The organism is Stenotrophomonas sp. EMP41, assembly GCF_047495535.1.
Lineage (GTDB): Bacteria > Pseudomonadota > Gammaproteobacteria > Xanthomonadales > Xanthomonadaceae > Stenotrophomonas > Stenotrophomonas sepilia.
This window is the reverse complement of record NZ_CP179923.1, coordinates 1,049,282-1,070,208: the sequence shown is the minus strand read 5'-3', so window position 1 is coordinate 1,070,208 and position 20,927 is coordinate 1,049,282. Positions and strand designations below refer to the sequence as shown.

Below are 20,927 nucleotides of genomic sequence, written 5' to 3'. Positions count from 1 at the left end.
GCCTTTGCAGAGTCGCGCCATGCTCGACCCCTGTGATGATCAATCGAGCATGGCTCGGGTCTGCAAAAGGCGACCGCGAACGCCGTCAGACCAGCGGCCGCAGCACCAGTTCCAGCCCAAGCAGCAGCAGGAACCCAAGGAAACAGGCGCGGAACACCCGCGCACTGATCCGCTGCCGGATCACCTGCCCCAACCACATGCCCAGCAGCGCCGGCAGCACCGCCAGTGCACTCAGCCCCAGCTGCTGGATGCCGAACGCACCGTGCAGCACCAGGCCGGTGGTCAGCGAAATCGTCGACACGGTGAACGCCAACCCGAGCGCCTGCACCAACTCTTCGCGCTGCAACCCCAGCGACTGCAGGTACGGCACGGCCGGCATCACGAACACGCCGGTGGCGCCAGTCACCACGCCCGACAACGCCCCCACCAGCGGCCCCAGCCAACGCTCGCGCCGCTGCGGCACGCGGAACACCGGCGCAAGCAGCGCATAGGCCGCATAGACCACCAGCGCCAGGCCCAGGGCAACGCGCGACCCAGTGCGATCTACCCGCACCAGCAGCGCGGCCGACCCCAGCGTCACCACCACCACCGCGAGCATCATCGGCCACAACCGCCGCACGATGGGGCCCAGTGACGGCCCGGACAGCAGCTGCCACGCATTGGTGACGAAGGTGGGAATGAACAGCATCGACGCCGCCGACACCGGCGACAGCGTACTGCCCAGCAGGCCCATCGCCACCGTCGGCAACCCCATGCCGGTCACGCCCTTGACCACGCCGGCCAGCACGAACACCACCACCAGCAGCACATAGAAGTACATCGGTTCATTCATGCCTTCATTGGATCGACCGGCGACTCGGCGCACAATGCGGTCTTCCCGGCCTCGCCTTCGGCTGATCCGAAGGCACAGGCGTTGCGATGAGGGCATCACATGCGGATGGATATCGCCGACCTGCGCCTGTTCCTGGCGATTGCCGAGGCGGGCAGCATCACGGCCGGCGCAGCGCAGGCGAACCTGGCACTGGCTTCAGCCAGCGAACGCCTGCGCACGATCGAAGCCGACGCCGGCACCGCGTTGTTGAACCGGCACCCGCGTGGCGTCAGCCTGACCGAAGCCGGCGCCGCCCTCGCCCACCATGCGCGACTGATCGTGCAGCAGCAGGCGCAGCTGCGCGGCGAGCTGCAGGCATTCGCGCACGGCGCGCGTGGCACCCTGCACCTGTATGCCAACACCGCTGCGCTGACCAACTATCTGCCCCCGCGGCTGGCACCGTGGCTGGCCGAACGCCCGCGCCTGCACGTGGAACTGCTGGAGCGCACCAGCCCCGAAGTCGTGCGCGCGATCATCGCTGGCCAGGCCGAGGCCGGCATCATCAGTGATGCGGTCGACGCTGCCGGCCTGCAGCAGCATGTGGTCGCCGAAGATCCGCTGGTGATGCTGCTTCCTGCCGATCACCGGTTTGCATCACTGCGCAGCGTGACCTTCGCCGATGCCGCAGGCGAGACCTTCGTTGCCCTCGCCGATGGCAATGCGCTTCAGATCTACATCGAAGACCAGGCCCGCGACATCGGGCGCCGCCTGGATGTGCGCATCCGCATGAAGACCTTCGAGGGTGTCTGCATCATGGTCGGCCACGGCATCGGTGTCGGCATCGTGCCGCGGAGCATCGCGCGCCAGCATCGACGCAGTACGCATACCGTTGCGGTGCCGCTTGCCGATGGGTGGGCACAGCGCCGCCTGTGCGCCTGTTTCGCCGGGTGGGCGCAGCTGTCACCGGCGATGCGCAGCCTGCTGCACCACCTGGGCGTGCAACCGCAGAAAAAAGTGTGAAATGTTGTTGACACACTCTCTGCCGTACCGCACAATTCATCTCCTGAGTCGCCCAGGTGGCGGAATTGGTAGACGCACTAGTTTCAGGTACTAGCGGGTAAAACCGTGGAGGTTCGAGTCCTCTCCTGGGCACCACGACTCAAGATGATCAAACCCGCGAAAGCGGGTTTTTTCGTTTTCGGGGTTTGGCGAACGTGGCGTCCCACCTACCCATCGAACTGTCGTATCTCGCACCATCTGGGAATCGCCTACTGGCGCATACCGCATCCCCGTGCGTCGGCCCCCTCCCCTGGACGGCCCGCTTTTGGGCCCCATTTCACGTTGGCCGTTCAATTCGTACTTTTCCTAGTAGATATCCACCCGATTCCTTTTCGGTGGAGGCAGATTTGCGGGAGCCGGTTGCAGGTGTATCGCCACGACCTGACCAGCGCCCCTCCTCTCCCCAAAAGGACGCACCAATGCAGCGCAGCATCATCTGCCCTCACTGCCATACCGGCTCGAACCATGGCGTAACCGTATGCGTGGGATGCCAGGCCGAGGTCCACTACGGTGCATCCAGGGAGGCGGTCATGTTCGTCTTTGTCGCCGCCATTGTCTGCGGCACACTGGTCGGCAGCCAATTGCAGGCCACTGCCGGCTGGCTCACAGGCGCGGCCGTTCTGGTGGCGGGAATGTGGGCCATTTCCCGATTGTTCCGTGATCGGGTGGTGTTCAAGCGCGTCTATCGCACGCGTTGAACCTGCATCGTTGCAATGCTCCGATGACACGGTCCGTGCGATCTGCGTAGCACAAGCAAGGACCCCGCCTGGCGGCGGGGTCAAAATACAGCACGGTGTTTCCAGGGAGTTTCAGTGTCCGCCGCCGGCGGCCGCACCGGCACCCGCACCGAACGGCGGCTTGGCCAGCCACAGGAAGGTGATGATCGCCAGGAAGATCCAGCCCAGCAGGAAGAAGATGTCGTTGAAACCCATCTGCGATGCCTGGTGGTTGATCATGTTGTTCAGTACCGCCGCGCCATGTTGCAGGTCGCCCTGCCCCATTGCGGTGACCTGCTCCTGCATTCCCGGCTGATAGGCCGAGATGTGCTCGGTCAGGTCGGCATGGTGCACCTGGGTACGCCGCGCCCACAGCCACGTCGTCAGCGAGGCCGCGAAGCTGCCGCCCAGCGTGCGCAGGAACGTCGCCAGGCCGGAGCCCGCCGCGATCTCGCGCCCATCCAGGTCCGACAGCAGGATCTGCAGCACCGGCATGAAGAACAGCGCCACGCCAATGCCCATGATCAGCTGCACGCCGGCCACGTGCATGTAGTCCACCTGCAGGTTGAAGTTCGAGCGCAGGAAGCTGGTCATCGACAGCACGATGAAGGCCACGGTGGCCAGCATCCGCATGTCGAAGCGCGACGCATACTTGCCCACGAACGGCGTCATGATGACCGGCAGGATGCCGATCGGCGCGGTCGCCAGGCCTGCCCAGATCGCGGTATAGCCCATGTCACGCTGCAGCCACTGCGGAATCAGCAGCGCCACGCTGAAGAACGCCGCATAGGCCACCACCATCGCCAGCGTGCCGGCACGGAAGTTGCGGTGCCGGAACAGCTTCAGGTCGACGATCGGATCCTTGTCGGTCAGTTCCCAGATCAGGAACACCGTCAGCGTCACCACCGCCACGCAGGCCAGTACCACGATCTTCATCGACGAGAACCAGTCCTCGTCGTTGCCCAGGTCGAGCACCAGCTGCAGCGCGCCGACACCGATCACCAGCGTGACCAGGCCGACGTAGTCCATCTTCGGCTTCTCGATCTGCTCCGGGCGTCCCTTCAGCTGGTTGCCCACCACCAGCGCAGCGAAGATGCCCAGTGGCACGTTGATCAGGAAGATCCATTCCCAGCTGTAGTTGTCGGTGATCCAGCCACCGAGGATCGGGCCGCAGATCGGCGCCACCACCGTGATCATCGCCAGCAGCGCCAATGCCTGCCCGCGCTTCTCGCGCGGGTAGATCGAGACCAGCAGCGACTGCGTGATCGGGTACATCGGGCCGGCCACGAAACCCTGCAGCGCACGCGACACCACCAGCATGCCCATGCTCTGCGCAAGGCCGCACAACAGCGAAGTGATGACGAAGGCCAGGGTGGCCCAGACGAACAGTTTGCGTTCGCCGAAACGGCGGCTGAGCCAGCCGGTCAGCGGCAGCGCGATGGCCGTGCTGACCGCGAACGAGGTGATGACCCAGGTCGCCTGCTGCGAACTGGCGCCGAGATTACCGGCGATGGTCGGCAGCGAGACGTTGGCGATGGTGGTGTCGAGCACCTGCATGAACGACGCCATCGCCAGGCCTACGGTGCACAGGGCGACGCTGGGCGGCAGGAACCCGGAGGCCGCAGCCGGCGCCGCCGGTGCGCCCGGAGCGCCGGGCGCGGCTGGAGCTTGTGCGGACATGGCGACCTCAGCCCACCTTCGCCTGTTGCTGCGGCAGGTTGCCCTGGATGATCGTGTGGATCACCTCGTCGGCATCATGCAGCTGCTTGGCATACACGTCGGTGTCGAACACCGTGCCCTTGGCCGGGGTGCTCGGCAGCACTTCGCCCTTCTGGTCGCGCAGGCTCACTTCGGCCTTCATCGACAGGCCGATGCGCAGCGGGTGTTCGGCCAGCTGCTTGGCATCGATGGCGATGCGCACCGGCACGCGCTGCACGATCTTGATCCAGTTGCCGCTGGCGTTCTGCGCCGGCAGCAGCGAGAACGCCGAGCCGGTGCCCAGGCCCAGGCTCTGGATGCGACCCTTGTACTTCACGTCGCCGGCGTACAGGTCCGACTTCAGCTCCACTTCCTGGCCCAGGCGCATGTGGCGCAGCTGGGTTTCCTTGAAGTTGGCCTCGACCCACATCTGCTCGGTCGGCACCACGGCCATCAGGGCATTGCCCGGCTGCACACGCTGGCCGACCTGCACCGAACGACGGGCGACGTAGCCGGAGACCGGCGCGACGATGCCGGCGCGGGCGTTGTTGAGGAAGGCCTGACGCAGCTGTGCGGCGGCAGCCTGCACGTCCGGCTGGGTGGCGATCACGGTGTCGTCGACCAGCGCGCGGTTGCGCTCGACGGTCTCGCGCGAACCGGCCACGGCGGCTTCGGCAGCAGCCAGTTCGTCACGGGCGTGGGCCAGTTCTTCGTTGGAGATGGCGCCGGTGGCGGCCAGGTCCTTGCGCCGGGCGTAGTCGTCGCGCACGCGCTTCAGGGTCACCTGCCGGGCGTTCAGTTCCGCCTGCGCGCCTTCCACGCTGCGGTACAGGCCACGGGTCTGGCGCACGGTCCTGGCCAGGTTGGCTTCGGCCTGCTGCAGCGCCACCGCGGTGTCGGACGGGTCCAGCTGCACCAGCAGCTGGCCGCGCTCCACGCGCATGCCGTCATCGGCATTGATGGCGACCACGGTGCCGGTCACCAGCGGGGTGATCTGCACCTGGTTGCCCTGCACGTAGGCATCGTCGGTCTCTTCGAACCAACGGCCGAACATGAAGTACCACAGCGCCAAAGCGGCAAGCAGCAGCACGACGATCACGAACAGGCCGCGCAGCAGGTTGCCGCGGCGGTTGGGGGCGGCCGGGGCCGCGGTGTCTTGGGTCTGGCTCATGTCGGAGATCTTCAGGAATGCGAGGAATCGGAATGGGAGGCGATCGGTGCGCGGTCGGCGTCAGTGGGCTGGAAACCACCGCCCAGCGCCTTGCTCAGGCGCACCGAGGACTGCACCTGCTGCGACTGCAGGCCGGCCAGCTGCTGCTGCGACTGCAGCAGGGTGGACTGCGCGGTCAGCACGTCCAGGTAGCTGCCGATGCCGGCGCGGTAGCGCTGCTGGGCCAGGTCGAAGGCAGCGCGTGCGGTGTCCACCGCCTGCTGCTGCGACTGCGCCTGCTGTGCCAGCGAGCGCACCGCGTTGACCTGGTCGGCCACATCACGCAGCGCATCGAGCACGGTCTGGTTGTAGTTGGCCACCGCCAGGTCGTACTGCGCATCGGTATTGGCCAGGTTGGCGCGCAGCTTGCCGCCTTCGAAGATCGGCAGGCTCAGCGCAGGGCCGATGTAGGCGAAGGTGGAACTGCTCTTCAGCAGGTCGCCCACATTCGGGGCGACCACGCCGGCCAGCGCGGTCAGGTTGAAGCTCGGGTAGAACTTGGTCTTGGCAACCTTGATCTGCTTGTCGGCTGCTTCAACGCGCCAGCGTGCGGCCACGATGTCGGGGCGGCGGCCAAGCAGTTCGCTGGGCAGCACGCCCGGCAGCTGCAGTGCCACCGGATTCAGCGGCCGCGGGCGCTGGATCGACAGGCCACGGTCCGGACCCTTGCCGACCAGCGCGGCCAGTGCGGTGCGGGCGGCGTCGATACGCTGCTGGGCGGCCTGCACCTGCTGCTGCGCGGCCGGCACGCGGGCCTCGGCCTGGCGCACCTGCAGATCACTGTCGATGCCGGCGCGGCGGCGCTGGCGGGTAAGTTCAAGTGACTTCTGCGAGCGGCTCAGCTCTTCCTCGGCCACGTCGTTGAGCTGCCACGCGTAGGCCAGGTCGGCATAGGCCTGGGTGATGCCGGTGGACAGGTTCAGGCGGGCGGCCTGCGCTTCAACGGTGGCGGCGTGCGCACCGTCCACGGCGGCTTCCCAGGCGGCGCGCTTGCCGCCCCACAGGTCCACGCCGTAGCTGAAGTCGAAGGCGACCTGGCTGCTGCCGGCGTAATGGCCACCGATCTCGCTGCCTGCCATCGACTCAGGCAGGCGCAGGCCGGTGTAGCCACCGGACACCGACAGGCTCGGCAGTTCGTCGGCACGTGCGGTGCCGACCTGGGCCTGGGCCTGGCGCAGGCGGGCATCGGCGGCGTCCAGGCTCGGGTGGCCGGCCAGGCCCTCGGCAACCAGCGCGTCAAGCTGCGCATCACCCAGTGCCTTCCACCAGTCCTGCGCCGGGAAGCCGGTGGCGCTCAGGTCGGTGTCGGCCAGGGTGCGTTCGCTGTGCAGGCTGTCCACGTCAAGCACGTGGCCCTGCGGGTTGAGGCCACGACTGCTGGCGCAGGCGGCCAGGGCCAGGGCCAGCGCTGACACCAGCAGCGCGCGCCCGGACCGGCGGAGAGTGGAATGCGGGATCGGGTTCATGGGGTCGTCAGTGAATCGCGGATTCGGGTAAGGAGGGACAGCAGCAGCGTGCGCTCGTCGGCGGAAAGATCACGCAGGGCGTAATCCATCACCGCGTCGCCACGCAGCTTCAGGCGCGCCCACAGCGCGCGGCCTTCATCGGTCAGCACGATCTGCAATGCCCGCCGGTCCTGCGCATGCGGTTCGCGGCGGACGCAGCCCAGCGCTTCGAGCTTGTCCAGCAGCCGGGTCACCGCGCTGGGCACCTGATCGATGGCCTGGGCCAGTTCGTTGGCGGTGCACGGTGCCATGTTCGAAAGCACCTTCAACCCGATGTAGTGGGTGAAGCCGATGCCCAGATCTTCTTCAGCCATGGACGCGTCGAGTTGGCGGACCAGGCCGTCGCGCACCTGGCGCAGCAGCAGGCCGAAGCTGGGAGGAGTGGTTGCAGGACAGATCATGGGGGAGCATTCTCTTCCAAAAAAAATATTTCTCAATGGAAATATTCGATCTGGCATCGAATGCTGTGTTGCAGCAGTGGGCTGGATCGGTGAAGGCGCCTACCTTAATGACCTGGTCAGGTGGCCCGGTAGTACAATCCAGCCAATGGATGACACATTTCAGCCAGCAGACATGATGAACAAGGCAGAAATCCCCGCTCCCAAACGCCTGCTCAGGGACGATGCACTGGACTGGTTCGAGCGCAACGACGGCCCATCGGTGGTCGCCTACCGCTTCGACAGCCCGCAGGGACTGGTCCGTGAGGTGGACTGGCATCATCACCAGCGCGCGCAACTGATCTACGTGGAGCGCGGCCTGCTGACCACCCGCACCTCGCACGGCACCTGGTCGCTGGCGCCGGGTTCGGCCGGCTGGATGCCGCCGCTGGAGCCGCACACGGTCACCCTCGACGGGCCGCTGCGCGGCTGGGGCATGGCGCTGGCCGCACCCGCCTGTGCCACCCTGCCCGCCGACCCCTGCGTGCTGGGCCTGTCCAAGCTGGCGCAGGCGCTGGCCGAGCGTATCTGCGAATGGCCGCTGGGCTATGACACCACGCCCGAGCGCCAGCACATCATCGAGGTGCTGCTGGACGAGATCCGCACCGCGCCGCGTCAGCGCATGCATCTGCCGATGCCGCATGACCGGCGGCTGCTGAAGATCGCCTCGCAGCTGCTGGCCGACCCGTCCGACGAACGCAGCCTGGCCGAATGGGCGCACTGGGCCGGCCTGTCACCGCGCAGCCTGACCCGCCACTTCCGCGACGAGACCACGCTCAGCTTCGCCCAGTGGCGGCAGCAGGCCCGGCTCTCCGAAGCCCTGCGCCAGTTGACCGATGGCCGCAGCGTCGCCGACATCGCCCATGCACTGGGCTTCAGCAGCGCCAGCGCGTTCGTCACCGTGTTCCGCCGCCACTTCGGGCTGCCGCCGGGGCGCTACCTGGCGCGGGCCGGCCACGGCCTGGAAACCGGGCTGGACCCTGCGCGCGGCTTGGCATCCCCCGCCGCATCCGGATAATCACAGGATTGCGAGCGGCGACCGCCGTCGCCGCCTCCCGACATAGGTAACAACGCCGCATGACCGAACTTGCCCGCCCCGTGTTCCACGGATTCGAACAACTGCCGCTGCGCGAGTACGCCGAACGCGCCTACCTCGACTACTCGATGTACGTGGTCCTGGACCGTGCCCTGCCGTTCATCGGCGACGGCCTGAAGCCGGTGCAGCGCCGCATCATCTATTCGATGAGCGAGCTGGGCCTGAATGCCGCGTCCAAGCCGAAGAAGTCCGCGCGCACCGTCGGCGACGTCATCGGCAAGTACCACCCGCACGGCGACAGCGCGTGCTACGAAGCGCTGGTGCTGATGGCGCAGCCGTTCTCGTACCGCTACCCGCTGATCGAGGGCCAGGGCAACTTCGGCTCCAGCGACGACCCGAAGTCGTTCGCGGCGATGCGTTACACCGAATCCAAGCTGACCCCGATCGCCGAAGTGCTGCTGGGCGAACTGGGCCAGGGCACCACCGACTGGGCACCGAACTTCGACGGCACCCTGCAGGAACCGACCTGGATGCCGGCGCGGCTCCCGCACCTGCTGCTCAACGGCACCACCGGCATTGCCGTGGGCATGGCCACCGACGTGCCGCCACACAATCTCAACGAGATCGTCAGCGCGCTGCTGCACCTGCTCGACAACCCCGATGCCAGCGTGCGCGACCTGTGCGAACACGTGCAGGGCCCGGACTATCCGTCCAGCGCCGAAATCATCACTGCGGCCAATGACCTGCGCAACATCTACGAGACTGGCAACGGTAGCGTGCGTGCACGCGCGACCTTCACCAGGGAAGCCAGCAACATCGTGATCACGGCGCTGCCGTTCCAGGTGTCGCCGTCGAAGGTGATCGAGCAGATCGCCGCACAGATGCGCGCCAAGAAGCTTCCGTGGCTGGAAGACATCCGCGATGAATCCGACCACGCCAACCCGGTGCGCGTGGTGCTGGTGCCGCGTTCCAACCGCGTCGACGCCGACCAGCTGATGGGCCACCTGTTCGCCACCACGGACCTGGAGCGCAGCTACCGCGTCAACCTCAACGTGATCGGGCTGGACGGCCGTCCGCAGGTGAAGAACCTGAAGATGCTGCTCAGCGAATGGCTGACCTTCCGCAGCAACACCGTCACCCGCCGCCTGCAGCACCGCCTGCAGAAGGTCGAGCGCCGCCTGCACCTGCTGGAAGGCCTGCTGGTCGCGTTCCTCAATCTGGACGAGGTGATCCACATCATCCGTACCGAAGACGAGCCGAAGGCCGCGCTGATCGCGCGCTTCGGACTGTCCGAGGAACAGGCCGAGTACATCCTGGAAACCAAGCTGAAGCAGCTGGCCCGCCTGGAAGAGATGAAGATCCGCGGCGAGCAGGATGAACTGGCCAAGGAGCGCGAGAAGATCCTCGGCATCCTCGACAGCAAGGCCAAGCTGAAGAAGCTGATCCGCGATGAACTGACCGCCGACGCCAGGAAGTTCGGCGACGCACGCCGTTCGCCGCTGGTGCAGCGCCAGGCGGCGCAGGCGATCGACGAGACCGAGCTGGTGCCGAGCGAACCGATGACCGTGGTGCTGTCGGAGAAGGGCTGGATCCGTGCCGCCAAGGGCCACGACGTCGATGCATCCGCGCTGTCGTACCGTGAAGGCGACGGGCTGCAGGGCGCGGTGCGCGCACGCAGCACCCAGCAGGTCGCGTTCCTCGACAGCGAAGGCCGCGCCTACTCGACGCCGGTGCACACCCTGCCCTCCGCGCGTGGCAATGGCGAACCGCTGACCGGCCGCTTCTCGCCGGCACCGGGCACCAGCTTCGTGACCCTGGCCAGCGCCGAGCCGGACACCCGCTTCGTGCTGGCCTCCAGCCACGGTTATGGCTTCGTCACCCGCTTCGAGAACCTGATCGGCCGCAACAAGGCCGGCAAGGCGATGCTGAACCTGTCGGCCGGCTCGTCGGTGCTGACCCCGTCGGTGGTCGCCAACGTCGCCACCGACCGCATCGTGGCGGTGACCAGTTCGGGCAACCTGTTGGCGATCGCCGCCAACGACCTGCCGGAACTGGACAAGGGCAAGGGCAACAAGATCATCGAGATCCCGAAGGCCAAGCTCGCCACCGAACGCGTGGTCGCCATCGTGGCGATCAGCCCGGGGCAGACCCTGCAGGTGCGCAGCGGCCAGCGCACCATGGGCCTGAAGTTCAACGAGCTCGACGCCTATCTCGGCGCCCGCGCCACCCGCGGGCACCTGCTGCCACGCGGCTGGCAGAAGGTGGAAGGGCTGTCGGTGGAGTGACCGCCGCGGGGGTCGGATCCCGTTCCGACGGAACGGGCTCTGACCCCGGACTATCGCTCCTGGTAGGTGTCAACCTTGGTTGACACGCCCTTGCGGGTAGACGCCAACTTGGATTGGCGTCAGTCGACGAACAAGGCATAAGCGACAATTGCTGACCAGTTGCACGCAAATAGCCGGGGAAATCCCGGCTATTTGCGTTTTTTGGATCACAATCAAATGATTGATGCCAACACAAACCACCAGATGATTCCTTCAACCATTCACGTTCAGGGCCTTGGCGAACTGCACATCGTTGGGGATCGCGATACCGGCTGGTTCGCCCAAGGACACCTGCCTGCCGGGGACGGCACTTTCTTCTCGATCCAGATGTCAGAAGACGGTCAGCTGATGGCTGGAGTCGGCTTCGTGATGGAACAGCTCTCTAAACTCCCAGTGCTGCAACAGTACGCATTGGATCATCTCGCCGCACACTTCCCAGTCGAAGCTTCATCAGGGGAAGGCCCTCTGGCCTCTGAGCCAGAGATTACGTTCTGGGAGCTGGAAAGGTGGTCGATGCTCTTTGCAGAGGGACGGCTACCCATCTGCTACCCCTACGGAGTTCTGGTCGACTTCATTGGACTGACTCCCGTGGGATACCAGGATCTCTCCGATGCAGAGGAGATATGAAACCCCGTCTCTGACTTGAATCTCCGTCGTCGTGCCATGCATCCCGAGCGAGGGGTCAGAGCCGTTTTCGTCGAAAACGGATCTGACCCCAGGCACGAAAAAGCCGGGGCATTCCCCGGCTTTTTCGTTGTCGGCTGGCGGGCGGTGGAGCGGCTGGCGGGCGAAGGCTGGCTGGCGGTGCTCCGGTGCTGGCGGGCGACAGAACGCTGTACTGCTGGTAGAGCCGACCGCTGGTCGGCTGCCTTTGGCTCCTGGTAGAGCCGACCGCTGGTCGGCTGCTTTCTGCAGAGCAGCCGACCAGCGGTCGGCTCTACCGGAAGGCAGCCGAGCATTGGCTCGGCTCTACAAAAAACGATGCCCGCTCAGTGCGCCGGGGCGCCGCTGCCGTCGATCTTGCTCAGCTGGTACAGCTCCAGGCCGATGCGCTTGATCAGGCCCAGCTGCTGTTCCAGCCACCAGGCGTGGTCTTCTTCGGTGTCCTTCAGCTGCGCCAGCAGGATGTCGCGGCTCACGTAGTCGCCCTTCTCCTCGCACAGCTTCATGCCGGCGGCCAGATTGTTCCGAACGGCGTATTCAGTGTCGAGATCCTTCTGCAGCATCTCTTCCACGGTCTTGCCCGGCTCCGTGGCATGCGGGCGCATGTCCGGGTCGCCGCCGAGGAACAGGATCCGGCGCAGCAGCGCATCGGCGTGCTGGGTTTCCTCTTCCATCTCGTGGTTCAGGCGTTCGTACAGCGCGAACAGGCCCTGGTCCTCGTAGCGGCGGGAATGGATGAAGTACTGGTCGCGCGCAGCAAGCTCGCCGCGCAGCAGTTCCTTCAGGCAGGCGATGACGTCCGGGTTGCCTTTCATGAGGGGGGCTCCTGTGAATCGATGCGGCATAGGGTGCCGCATTTCAAAATACGGTGATCTAATCGGAATCAGTCGCAGTTGCGCCTGCGGCTACAATCGGCCCACGAGTTCGGAAAGGACGTGCGATGCGACGTACATGGCGTTGGGTGCTGGGCGTGTTGATCGCCATCGTGCTGGTCACCGCACTGGTGCTGTGGCTGCTGCTGCGCGGCAGCCTGGCCGACCTGGACGGCGAGCATGCGCTGCCGGGGCTGGCCAAGCCGGTCACCCTCGAGCGCGATGGGCTGGGCGTGGTCACCATCACTGCCGGCAGCCAGGCCGACGCGATGCGTGCGCTCGGCCGCGTACACGCGCAGGAACGTTATTTCGAGATGGACCTGATGCGCCGCAGTGCCGCTGGCGAGCTGTCGGCGCTGTTCGGGCCGAAGGCCATCGACGCCGACAAGCGCATGCGCGTGCACCGGCTGCGTGCACGCACCGAGGCGAATCTGCAGGCCGCACTGGGCGACAACGGCATAGCCGTGCGCGCCTACGTGGATGGCGTCAACGAAGGCCTGGCCGATCTCTCCGTGCGCCCGTGGGCCTACCTGCTGCTGCGGCAATCACCACAACCGTGGCAGGCCAGCGACAGCGTGCTGACCGGGCTGGCCATGTACGCCGACCTGCAGGACCCCGGCAACCAGACCGAGCTTGCACTGAGCCGCATCCGCGCGGTGGTGCCGCCAGCGCTGTACGCGCTGATCGCCCACGACGGCACCGAATGGGATGCACCGCTGTTCGGCGAACCCACCGGCAACGCCGCCCTGCCCGATGCCAGCCAGCTCGACCTGCGCACATTGAAGGGAAAATCCGGCACCGCGCAGGAAGAGGTGGACGCCGTCGGCAGCAACAACTTCGCGGTGGCCGGTGCGCTTACCGCCGACGGTCGCGCGATCGTCGCCGACGACATGCACCTGGGCCTGCGTGCCCCCGGCCTGTGGTTCCGCGTGCGCCTGCGCTATCCCGATCCACAGGCCGCTGGCGGCCAGGTCGACGTCACCGGCTTCTCGCTGCCGGGCCTTCCGGCCGTGATCGTCGGCAGCAACGGGCACATCGCCTGGGGTTTCACCAACAGCTACATCGACACCGCGGACTACCGCACCGAACCGGCCAATGCCGCAGTGACGGTGCATGAAGAACGGATCGCGGTGGCCGGCCAGGCCGACGTGCTGTTCCCGGTACGCGAAACCGCCTGGGGACCGATCCTGCACACGCATGCCGATGGCAGCGGCGACGCGCTGCGCTGGGTCGCCCAGCTGCCCGGTGCGGTGCGCCTGGACTTCGGTGATCTGGCCCGCGCCGGTGATCTGGACGCTGCGCTGCAGTTCGCCGACCACGCCGGCATCCCCGCGCAGAACCTGGTGGTCGGCGACCGCACCGGACGCATCGCCTGGCGCCTGATCGGCGCCCGCCCGGATCGCGGTCCGGGCTGCGCGCCGGCCGGCTTCAACGCCGCCCACAACCAGGACTGCGCCCCCTGGCCGATCCGCACCGATGCCTCGCCGGCATTGATCGATCCCCCCAACCATCGCCTGTGGACCGCCAACGGCCGCGTCCTCGACGGCGAGGCACTGGCCCAGGCCGGCAACGGCGGCTATGACCTTGGCGCCCGCGGGCGGCAGATCCGCGACCTGCTGGCGATCCAGGAGCGCTTCGATGAACACGACCTGCTGGCGATCCAGCTCGACGATCGCGCGGTGTTCCTGCAGCGCTGGTGGGCGCTGCTGCACGACGTCATCGAACGCAGTGACGACCCTGCACTGAAGCGCTTGAAGGAGGCCAGCCATCAATGGGACGGCCGTGCCTCGGCCAGCTCGGTCAGCTACCGGGTGGTGCGCGAGTTCCGTACGCAGGTGATGACAACACTGTCCGATGCACTGCTGGCACCGGCCAATGCGCAGCTGGGCGATGACTATCTGGAGCCGCGCCTGGCGCAGCTGGAAGGCGTGGCCTGGCCGATGCTGCAGCAGCGTCCGGCCAATCTGCTGCCACCGGCCTTCGACAGCTGGGATGCGCTGCTGATCGACGCCGCACGCCGCACCGAGAGCGAGCTGGCCAGGCAGGGCCCACTGGCCAAGCGCAGCTGGGGCGAACGCAATACGGCGGCGATCTGCCACCCCATCGCACGGGCGCTGCCGGACATCGCCAAACACTGGCTGTGCATGCCGGCCGACCGCCTGCCCGGCGACCGCGACATGCCGCGCGTGCAGACGCCGGGCTTCGGTGCTTCCGAGCGCATGGTGGTTTCGCCCGGCCACGAGGCCGACGGCATCGTGCATATGCCCGGCGGCCAGAGCGGGCACCCGCTGTCGCCGTACTGGGGCGCCGGCCACGAAGACTGGGTGCATGGGCGGCCGACGCCGTTCCTGCCGGGCAAGCCGCAGCACACGATGACGCTGGTGCCGGCGCGGTAGTGCCGGCCGCTGGCCGGCATCCATGCAGGTGTGTCCAGCATCATGAGGTTGCCGGCCAGCGACCGGCACTACCGTTCGACGCTCAGCCCCTGCGCCGCTCGATCAGGTTCAGCAGTGGCCCGGTCATCGCCGTTGTCACCAGCGCCATGATCACCAGCACCGCGAACAGGCGGTCACCGAGCAGGCCAAGTTCGTAACCCAGGTTGAGCACGATCAGCTCCATCAGGCCACGGGTGTTCATCAGTGCACCCAGCCGCCACGCCTCACGGGTGGGCATGCCGGCACTGCGTGCGGCACTGAAGGTACCCAGCAGCTTGCCCGTCGTGGCTACCGCGATCACCACCACGCACAACAGGACATCGCTGGCCTGCAGCGTATCGGCGCGCATGCGCAGGCCGGTCATTGCGAAGAACAGCGGCAGCAGCAGCGTCACCGCGAACGGTTCGACGCGCGCCATCAGCAGGTCGCGCAACTGCACATTGGAAGACACCGCCACGCCCGCCGCGAACGCACCGAACAGCGCGTGGATGCCCAGCATTTCGGTGACCAGCGCACTGCCCAGCGACAGCAGCAGGATGCCGAGCAGCCAGCGTCCCTCACGGCCCGGCGCGATCTGCTGGCGGGCGAACCACGGCCTCACCAGCCCCAGCATCAGCGCCACGAACGCGACCACGCACAGCAGGTTGAGGCTGGCCGGCAGCCATCCGCTGGCCTGGGCGGCGGCCACGATCAGCGCCAGCAGGCACCACGCGGTGGCATCACCCAATGCAGCGCAGGCAATGGCGGTCTGCCCCAGTGGCGTCTGCGTGATACCGCGGTCGGCAAGGATGCGCAGCAACACAGGGAAGGCCGTGATGCTCATCGATATGCCAACGAAAAGCGCGAATGCGGTGAAGCCCACGCCCTGCGGGCCGTGCTGCGGGTACAGCCAGATCGCCAGGGCGACGCCAAGCACGAACGGCACCGCGATGCCGGCATGGCTGACCGTAAAGGCAAAACGCCGGCGTCCACGCAGCGCCGCCAGGTCCAGCTCGGCACCGGCCACCAGCAGGAACATCAGCACGCCCAGCTGGCTGAGCATGCCAAGCGGCCCCAACGAGCTGGCCGGGAACAACGCACCGTGCAACTGCGGCAGCAAGCTGCCGAGCACCAGCGGGCCCATCATCAGGCCGGCCGCCATCTCGCCGATCACCGCCGGCTGGCCCAGCCGCTTCAGCAGCGCACCGGCGCCCTTGGCTACCAGCAACAGCACCAGCAGCTGCAACAGGAACAGGCCCAGCGGCGACGCCAGATGCTGCGCCCAGGTGGCTTCGGCCATGGTCGTGGCCGTGGCACGGGCACCAGCCTCGGGCGCCGCCGGACCGGCATAACGGGCCAGCAGCACGCCGGCCAGCAACGGCACCCCAGCCCAGGCCAGGTAGCGCCATCCCCACTTCGTCGGTGGCACCTGGCCCCCGCTGTGTACGTCCATGAACATTCCCCAATGTGCAGGGGGGCGATCATACAAAAAGGGGACGGAGGGGATTAAGTCGTTAGTGACACAGGCGCCCCGGCCCCCCTCCGTCCCCTTTCGGCGCTTACGCCAGTGCCTGCTCGTGCACGCCAGCGACCGCGCGCCCCGACGGATCTGCAGCTGCGGCGAAGCTCGCATCCCACGCGATCGCCGCCGGCGACGAGCAGGCGATGGACTTGCCACCCGGCACGGTCTCGGCGGCCGCACGGCTCGGGAAGAACTGCTCGAACAGATGACGGTAGTAGTAGGCCTCCTTGGTCTGCGGCGGGTTGTGCGGGAAGCGCTTGTCGGCCGCTGCCAGCACACGGTCGCTCACCTGGGCTTCGGCATGCGCCTTCAGCCCGTCGATCCAGCCATAGCCAACGCCATCGCTGAACTGCTCCTTCTGCCGCCACAGGATGCTGTCCGGCAGGTAGCCTTCGAACGCCTCGCGCAGCACCGCCTTCTCGATGCGGCGGCCACCAACGCCCGCACCGACCATCTTGTGCGCGGCGTCGAAGCGCATCGCCACATCGAGGAATTCGCGATCCAGGAACGGCACCCGCGGCTCCACGCCCCAGGCCATCATCGACTTGTTGGCGCGCAGGCAGTCGTAGTTGTGCAGCGCGTCGAGCTTGCGTACCAGCTCGTCGTGGAATTCACGCGCATCCGGCGCCTTGTGGAAATACAGGTAGCCACCAAAGATCTCGTCGCTGCCCTCGCCGGAGAGCACCATTTTCACGCCCATCGCCTTGATCCGCCGCGCCAGCAGGAACATCGGCGTCGATGCGCGGATGGTGGTGACGTCGTAGGTCTCGATGTGGCGGATCACCTCCGGCAGCGCATCGAGGCCTTCCTCGAACGTGTACTCGAAGCCGTGATGCACGGTGCCCAGCGCTTCGGCGGCGATTGCAGCGGCGGCCAGATCGGGAGAGCCCTTCAAGCCGATCGCGAACGAGTGCAGGCGCGGCCACCAGGCTTCGGTCTGCCCCCCATCCTCGATGCGACGACGTGCATAGCGCGCGGCCACCGCCGCCACCAGCGACGAGTCCAGGCCACCGGACAGCAGCACGCCGTACGGCACATCGCTCATCAGCTGGCGTTCCACCGCATGCTCGAATGCCTGGCGCAGCTCGGCCAGATCGGCCTGGCGGCCGTGCACGTCAGCGTAGTCGCGCCACGGCTGCTGGTAGTAGCGCACCAGCTCACCACTGGCACTGTCGAAATAGTGGCCCGGCGGGAACTGCGCAACGTCGGCACAGGTATCGACCAGCGCCTTCATTTCCGAGGCCACTCGCAGACGCCCCTGGGCATCGTGGCCCCAGTACAGCGGCACCACGCCCACCGGGTCGCGCGCCACCAGGACACGACCGGCACCACGGTCCCACAGCGCGAACGCGAAGATGCCATTGAGCTGCTCCAGCCACTGCGCCGGCGAAGCGCCCTGGCGGTACAGCGCGTTGATCACTTCACAGTCCGAACCGGTCTGGAAGTCATAGGCGGTGGTCAGTGCGGCCTTCAGTTGCTGGTGGTTGTAGATCTCGCCGTTGACCGCCAGCGCCAGCTGGCCGTCGGCCGACAGCAGCGGTTGCGAGCCGCCGGCCGGGTCGACGATGGCCAGCCGCTCGTGGACCAGCAGCGCACCTTCGTCAAGATACACGCCGCTCCAGTCCGGGCCGCGGTGGCGCTGGCGCTGCGACAGTTCCAGCGCATGGCGGCGCAGGGCCGGGAGATCGTCACCGGCCTGCAGGCCGAAGATTCCGAAGATCGAACACATGGGGGAGCTCCTGTTGGGGGAATTTCACGGGTGGGAGGGTGTTCGACCGGCCATCCAGGCCCGGGCAGGCTGCGCCCAGGCACAAAAAAACCCGCATCGACCGATGCGGGTTTTCTGGTGTCCGGGCGTGTGGTGCTGTCTATCTACCCAGGGCGCAGTCCCGCATCGGCCGCGCACGATTATTCGCGCGCAGATTATTGCGGTTGTTGTTATTGACGGCGGTGGCCAAGCGGATCGACATGGCATCGACCCTACCCCGGTTTCCAGCGCGGCGCAACAGTTGCGTCGGCAACCGAGGCACCGGGGCACTGGTTGCCCTGCCCTGCCTGGGCCTGGCGGCCTACCAGACCCTCACCCGCCTTCGGCCCTGCCAGCGGCGGCCGGCTTGTTCGCCAGGCCCCCAGGCGCAGCGCTTCTACATGGCCGCGCCAAGCTACTGGGAAAAGGCGATCATGCCGCCGTTACTCATTTTTCGGACCAGGGCCCGGCTGCAGTCCTGCGGAAGGTGTGCGGACTGACGATCGGCATCCACCATCCTCACACCAGCAGCCGCTCCACCAGCCGCTGGTACAGCCCGGGCAGCGCTTCCAGTTCGTCCACGCGCACGTTCTCGTCCACCTGGTGGATGCTGGCGTTGACCGGCCCCACTTCGATGCACTGCGCGCCCAATGGCGCGATGAAGCGGGCATCGGACGTGCCGCCGCCGGTGCTTTCCTCCGGTGCACGGCCGATGTGCTCGGCCAGCACCGCACGCGCAGTGGCGCGCAGCGTGCCTTCCGGGGTGTAGAACGGTTCGCCGCTGCGATGCCACTTCAGCGTGTACTGCAGGGCATGCCGATCCAGCAGCGCGGTGATCTCCGCTTCCAGTTTCGGCGCATCCCAGTGCGGGTTGTAGCGGATGTTGAAATCCACTTCGAGCTCGCCGGGAATCACATTGTTGGCGCCAGTACCGGCATGGATGTTGGAGACCTGCAGGCTGGTCGGCGGGAAACTCTCGTAGCCGTCATCCCAGCGCCGTGCGCTCAGCTCGGCCAGGGCGGGCGCCGCCTGGTGGATCGGGTTGCGTGCCTTCTCCGGGTACGCCACATGGCCCTGTACGCCCTGCACCCGCAACTTGGCCGACAGGCTGCCACGACGACCCACGCGCAGCAGGTCACCGAGCGTCGCGGTCGACGACGGCTCGCCGGTGATGCACCAGTCGATGCGTTGGCCGCGCTCGGCGAACAGTCGTGCGACGTGGCGCACGCCATCGATGGCATCGCCCTCCTCGTCGCTGGTCAGCAGCACCGCCAGCGTGCCGGGGTGATCGGGATGCGCGGCAACGAACTGCTCGGCCGCCACCACGAACGCCGCCACGCTGCCCTTCATGTCGGCGGTGCCGCGACCATACAGCACGCCATCACGGATCGTCGGCGTGAACGGATCGCTGGTCCAGGCCTCGCGCGGCCCCGTCGGCACCACATCGGTATGGCCCAGCAGCACCAGTACCGGCGCGCCTTGGCCGTGAGTCGCCCACAGGTTGTCGACCTCGCCCAGCCGCAGGTGGTCACACTGGAACCCGGCCTGGTTCAGGCGTGCCGCCAGCAGTGCCTGGCAGCCGACATCGTCCGGCGTCACCGAGGGCCGTGCGATCAGCTCGCAGGTCAGGTCGAGGACCGCGCTCACGCGTCACCCATCCCGAAGCGGGCCTTGAAGCTGTTGTCACTGAAACCCTGGCTGACCGTGCCGTCGGCGGTGACCACCAGCGGGCGCTTGATCAGCTGCGGGTACTCACGCAGCAGCAGCTTCCATTCGGCCTCGGAATCTGCGGCCTTGCGGTTGTCCGGCAGCTGCCGCCAGGTAGTGGAGGACCTGTTGACCATCGCGGCCAGGCCACCCAGCTGCTCAGCCCACGCCAGCAGTGTTTCCGGGCTCGGCTTGTTGTCGCGGTAGTCGACGAAGGTGTACGGCACGCCGAAGCGGTCCAGCCACCTGGTCGCCTTCTTGCAGGTATCGCAGTTCTTCAAACCGTAGACAGTGGTGCTCATGGCCATCTGTGATGCTGGAAAACAGAGGCCCAGAATCTCACAACAGGCGCTCGGACACGACCCGGAACGGCACCCTTGGCAGCCGGAAGGCCAGCCCCTCGTGCAGCGCCACGTCCATCGCCTGCAGGCGCTGGCACTGCAGCTCGCCTTCCAGCTGCAGCGGCTGCAGGCTGTCGACATCCACCGGCAGCGCGATGCGGGTGCTGGCCCAGCGCCGGTCACAGGTGCGCGCAATGGCCTCATCCTGGCAGGTCAGGAAGCGCAGCAGGGCCTGACGGCCACCGATGCCCTCCCGCCACGCCTCATCCTCCCAGCCCGCAGCGGCCCGCCACTGCAGGTGCAGGGCAGGTGCACTCCCCTGCCCGCCTTCGATCAGGGTGTACCCATCGCCATCGGCGCGCACCACATGCTCGAAGCGCACGGACAGGTGGGGCTGCATGGCATCGCTGAAAGCGCGCGCGCCGGCGACGAAGGCCAGCTGGTCCATCACGTTGCGATCGAACAGCACCACCGGGGTTCCGCCCGGATCATCGTCACGGCGCAGGTACCAGCGCCAGTTGCTCTGCTGCGGCGACGGCATCAGTGCGCGCAGCGGCCCGGCCAGCGCCGGCCCAAAATGGCCGTGGCGATAGCTGAGGAGGGTGTACGGCGTGCGCCCGGCGTGCACCACGAAGTGATGGCCCGGTGGCGGCAGCGGGGCATGGCGCACATCGACCCACCAGCTCGCGTAGACCACGTCGCGCACGTCGCTGACCAGCACCGGCATCGGCCAGCGCCGCGACAGTGCCCGGCGCAACCGGGTCCAGCGCGGAGCGTGCAGCAGGCGCGGCAGCATCCGTCCGAACGCGTTGTCGGACGGATGCCGGTAGATCGCGGACTGCGCCAGGTCCTCCGGCGCACTCAC

Annotated in this window: 17 protein-coding genes and 1 tRNA gene; 7 read left to right on the top strand and 11 right to left on the bottom strand. The window is 67.1% G+C overall.

What is annotated here, in order from left to right; translation table 11 throughout:
• Window positions 1-85: 85 nt before the first annotated feature.
• Window positions 86-832: a sulfite exporter TauE/SafE family protein gene (locus ACMGRF_RS04845; protein ID WP_049413258.1), complete on the bottom strand. Its 747-nt coding sequence runs from the start codon at window positions 830-832 to the stop codon at window positions 86-88.
• 99 nt (window positions 833-931) lie between these two features.
• Between ACMGRF_RS04845 and ACMGRF_RS04840 the strand changes: the two genes are divergently transcribed.
• From ACMGRF_RS04840 to ACMGRF_RS04830, 3 genes are all read left to right on the top strand, one after another.
• Window positions 932-1,831 carry a LysR family transcriptional regulator gene (locus ACMGRF_RS04840; RefSeq protein WP_049413260.1) on the top strand — a complete coding sequence of 300 codons (900 nt, stop codon included), beginning with the start codon at window positions 932-934 and terminating at the stop codon, window positions 1,829-1,831.
• A gap of 50 nt (window positions 1,832-1,881) precedes the next feature.
• A tRNA-Leu gene (locus tag ACMGRF_RS04835) sits at window positions 1,882-1,966 on the top strand.
• A gap of 323 nt (window positions 1,967-2,289) precedes the next feature.
• Complete coding sequence (locus ACMGRF_RS04830; RefSeq protein WP_049412208.1) at window positions 2,290-2,568, top strand: hypothetical protein; 279 nt, start codon at window positions 2,290-2,292, stop codon at window positions 2,566-2,568.
• Between the two features lie 111 nt (window positions 2,569-2,679).
• Here the strand turns inward: ACMGRF_RS04830 and emrB are convergent, their stop codons facing one another.
• The 4 genes from emrB to emrR are packed head-to-tail and all read right to left on the bottom strand — an operon-like array spanning window position 2,680 to window position 7,400.
• On the bottom strand, window positions 2,680-4,266 hold the full coding sequence (gene emrB, locus ACMGRF_RS04825; protein WP_049438443.1) for a multidrug efflux MFS transporter permease subunit EmrB: 1,587 nt from the start codon (window positions 4,264-4,266) through the stop codon (window positions 2,680-2,682).
• A gap of 7 nt (window positions 4,267-4,273) precedes the next feature.
• The gene (gene emrA, locus ACMGRF_RS04820) at window positions 4,274-5,455 is read right to left on the bottom strand and encodes a multidrug efflux MFS transporter periplasmic adaptor subunit EmrA (protein ID WP_049412202.1); all 1,182 of its coding nucleotides are present in this window, start codon (window positions 5,453-5,455) and stop codon (window positions 4,274-4,276) included.
• 11 nt (window positions 5,456-5,466) lie between these two features.
• Complete coding sequence (gene emrC / locus ACMGRF_RS04815) at window positions 5,467-6,960, bottom strand: multidrug efflux transporter outer membrane subunit EmrC (protein WP_049412200.1); 1,494 nt, start codon at window positions 6,958-6,960, stop codon at window positions 5,467-5,469.
• Window positions 6,957-7,400, bottom strand: coding sequence for a multidrug efflux system transcriptional regulator EmrR (gene emrR, locus ACMGRF_RS04810; RefSeq protein ID WP_005415875.1), 444 nt, complete (start codon window positions 7,398-7,400; stop codon window positions 6,957-6,959). The genes emrC and emrR overlap by 4 nt, the downstream gene beginning before the upstream one ends.
• Before the next feature lie 172 nt (window positions 7,401-7,572).
• Between emrR and ACMGRF_RS04805 the strand changes: the two genes are divergently transcribed.
• The 3 genes from ACMGRF_RS04805 (at window position 7,573) to ACMGRF_RS04795 (ending at window position 11,423) form a co-directional block, all read left to right on the top strand.
• A complete protein-coding gene (locus ACMGRF_RS04805; protein WP_180879605.1) occupies window positions 7,573-8,454 on the top strand; it encodes a helix-turn-helix domain-containing protein in 882 nt (293 codons plus the stop codon).
• Between the two features lie 59 nt (window positions 8,455-8,513).
• On the top strand, window positions 8,514-10,757 hold the full coding sequence (parC, locus tag ACMGRF_RS04800) for a DNA topoisomerase IV subunit A (protein ID WP_049412194.1): 2,244 nt from the start codon (window positions 8,514-8,516) through the stop codon (window positions 10,755-10,757).
• A 216-nt stretch (window positions 10,758-10,973) separates the two neighbouring features.
• Window positions 10,974-11,423 (top strand): hypothetical protein, encoded by a 450-nt coding sequence (locus tag ACMGRF_RS04795; protein WP_049412190.1) that lies wholly within the window; start codon window positions 10,974-10,976, stop codon window positions 11,421-11,423.
• 362 nt (window positions 11,424-11,785) lie between these two features.
• On the opposite strand, the gene bfr is transcribed toward ACMGRF_RS04795, so the two are convergent.
• Complete coding sequence (bfr, locus tag ACMGRF_RS04790) at window positions 11,786-12,274, bottom strand: bacterioferritin (protein ID WP_005415872.1); 489 nt, start codon at window positions 12,272-12,274, stop codon at window positions 11,786-11,788.
• 125 nt (window positions 12,275-12,399) lie between these two features.
• Here bfr and ACMGRF_RS04785 point away from each other — a divergent pair, with 125 nt between their 5' ends.
• On the top strand, window positions 12,400-14,727 hold the full coding sequence (locus ACMGRF_RS04785; RefSeq protein ID WP_262224153.1) for a penicillin acylase family protein: 2,328 nt from the start codon (window positions 12,400-12,402) through the stop codon (window positions 14,725-14,727).
• Window positions 14,728-14,809: 82 nt separating this feature from the next.
• On the opposite strand, the gene ACMGRF_RS04780 is transcribed toward ACMGRF_RS04785, so the two are convergent.
• From ACMGRF_RS04780 to ACMGRF_RS04760, 5 genes are all read right to left on the bottom strand, one after another.
• The gene (locus ACMGRF_RS04780) at window positions 14,810-16,204 is read right to left on the bottom strand and encodes a cation:proton antiporter (protein WP_164282834.1); all 1,395 of its coding nucleotides are present in this window, start codon (window positions 16,202-16,204) and stop codon (window positions 14,810-14,812) included.
• Between the two features lie 100 nt (window positions 16,205-16,304).
• A complete protein-coding gene (gene asnB, locus ACMGRF_RS04775) occupies window positions 16,305-17,996 on the bottom strand; it encodes an asparagine synthase B (protein ID WP_111096472.1) in 1,692 nt (563 codons plus the stop codon).
• A gap of 537 nt (window positions 17,997-18,533) precedes the next feature.
• The gene (gene dapE / locus ACMGRF_RS04770) at window positions 18,534-19,661 is read right to left on the bottom strand and encodes a succinyl-diaminopimelate desuccinylase (protein ID WP_049412179.1); all 1,128 of its coding nucleotides are present in this window, start codon (window positions 19,659-19,661) and stop codon (window positions 18,534-18,536) included.
• A complete protein-coding gene (locus ACMGRF_RS04765; RefSeq protein WP_181452403.1) occupies window positions 19,658-20,029 on the bottom strand; it encodes an arsenate reductase in 372 nt (123 codons plus the stop codon). The genes dapE and ACMGRF_RS04765 overlap by 4 nt, the downstream gene beginning before the upstream one ends.
• Window positions 20,030-20,060: 31 nt before the next feature.
• Window positions 20,061-20,927 (bottom strand): hypothetical protein, encoded by an 867-nt coding sequence (locus tag ACMGRF_RS04760; protein WP_099495063.1) that lies wholly within the window; start codon window positions 20,925-20,927, stop codon window positions 20,061-20,063.

Coding starts and splice junctions, on each gene's coding strand:
- emrA (WP_049412202.1), bottom strand. CDS start 5,455: ATGAGCCAGACCCAAGACACCGCGGCCCCGGCCGCCCCCAACCGCCGC.
- asnB (WP_111096472.1), bottom strand. CDS start 17,996: ATGTGTTCGATCTTCGGAATCTTCGGCCTGCAGGCCGGTGACGATCTC.
- ACMGRF_RS04780 (WP_164282834.1), bottom strand. CDS start 16,204: ATGTTCATGGACGTACACAGCGGGGGCCAGGTGCCACCGACGAAGTGG.
- ACMGRF_RS04805 (WP_180879605.1), top strand. CDS start 7,573: ATGATGAACAAGGCAGAAATCCCCGCTCCCAAACGCCTGCTCAGGGAC.
- ACMGRF_RS04840 (WP_049413260.1), top strand. CDS start 932: ATGCGGATGGATATCGCCGACCTGCGCCTGTTCCTGGCGATTGCCGAG.
- emrR (WP_005415875.1), bottom strand. CDS start 7,400: ATGATCTGTCCTGCAACCACTCCTCCCAGCTTCGGCCTGCTGCTGCGC.
- parC (WP_049412194.1), top strand. CDS start 8,514: ATGACCGAACTTGCCCGCCCCGTGTTCCACGGATTCGAACAACTGCCG.
- ACMGRF_RS04845 (WP_049413258.1), bottom strand. CDS start 832: ATGAATGAACCGATGTACTTCTATGTGCTGCTGGTGGTGGTGTTCGTG.
- ACMGRF_RS04765 (WP_181452403.1), bottom strand. CDS start 20,029: ATGGCCATGAGCACCACTGTCTACGGTTTGAAGAACTGCGATACCTGC.
- ACMGRF_RS04785 (WP_262224153.1), top strand. CDS start 12,400: ATGCGACGTACATGGCGTTGGGTGCTGGGCGTGTTGATCGCCATCGTG.
- ACMGRF_RS04830 (WP_049412208.1), top strand. CDS start 2,290: ATGCAGCGCAGCATCATCTGCCCTCACTGCCATACCGGCTCGAACCAT.
- emrC (WP_049412200.1), bottom strand. CDS start 6,960: ATGAACCCGATCCCGCATTCCACTCTCCGCCGGTCCGGGCGCGCGCTG.
- bfr (WP_005415872.1), bottom strand. CDS start 12,274: ATGAAAGGCAACCCGGACGTCATCGCCTGCCTGAAGGAACTGCTGCGC.
- ACMGRF_RS04795 (WP_049412190.1), top strand. CDS start 10,974: ATGATTGATGCCAACACAAACCACCAGATGATTCCTTCAACCATTCAC.
- emrB (WP_049438443.1), bottom strand. CDS start 4,266: ATGTCCGCACAAGCTCCAGCCGCGCCCGGCGCTCCGGGCGCACCGGCG.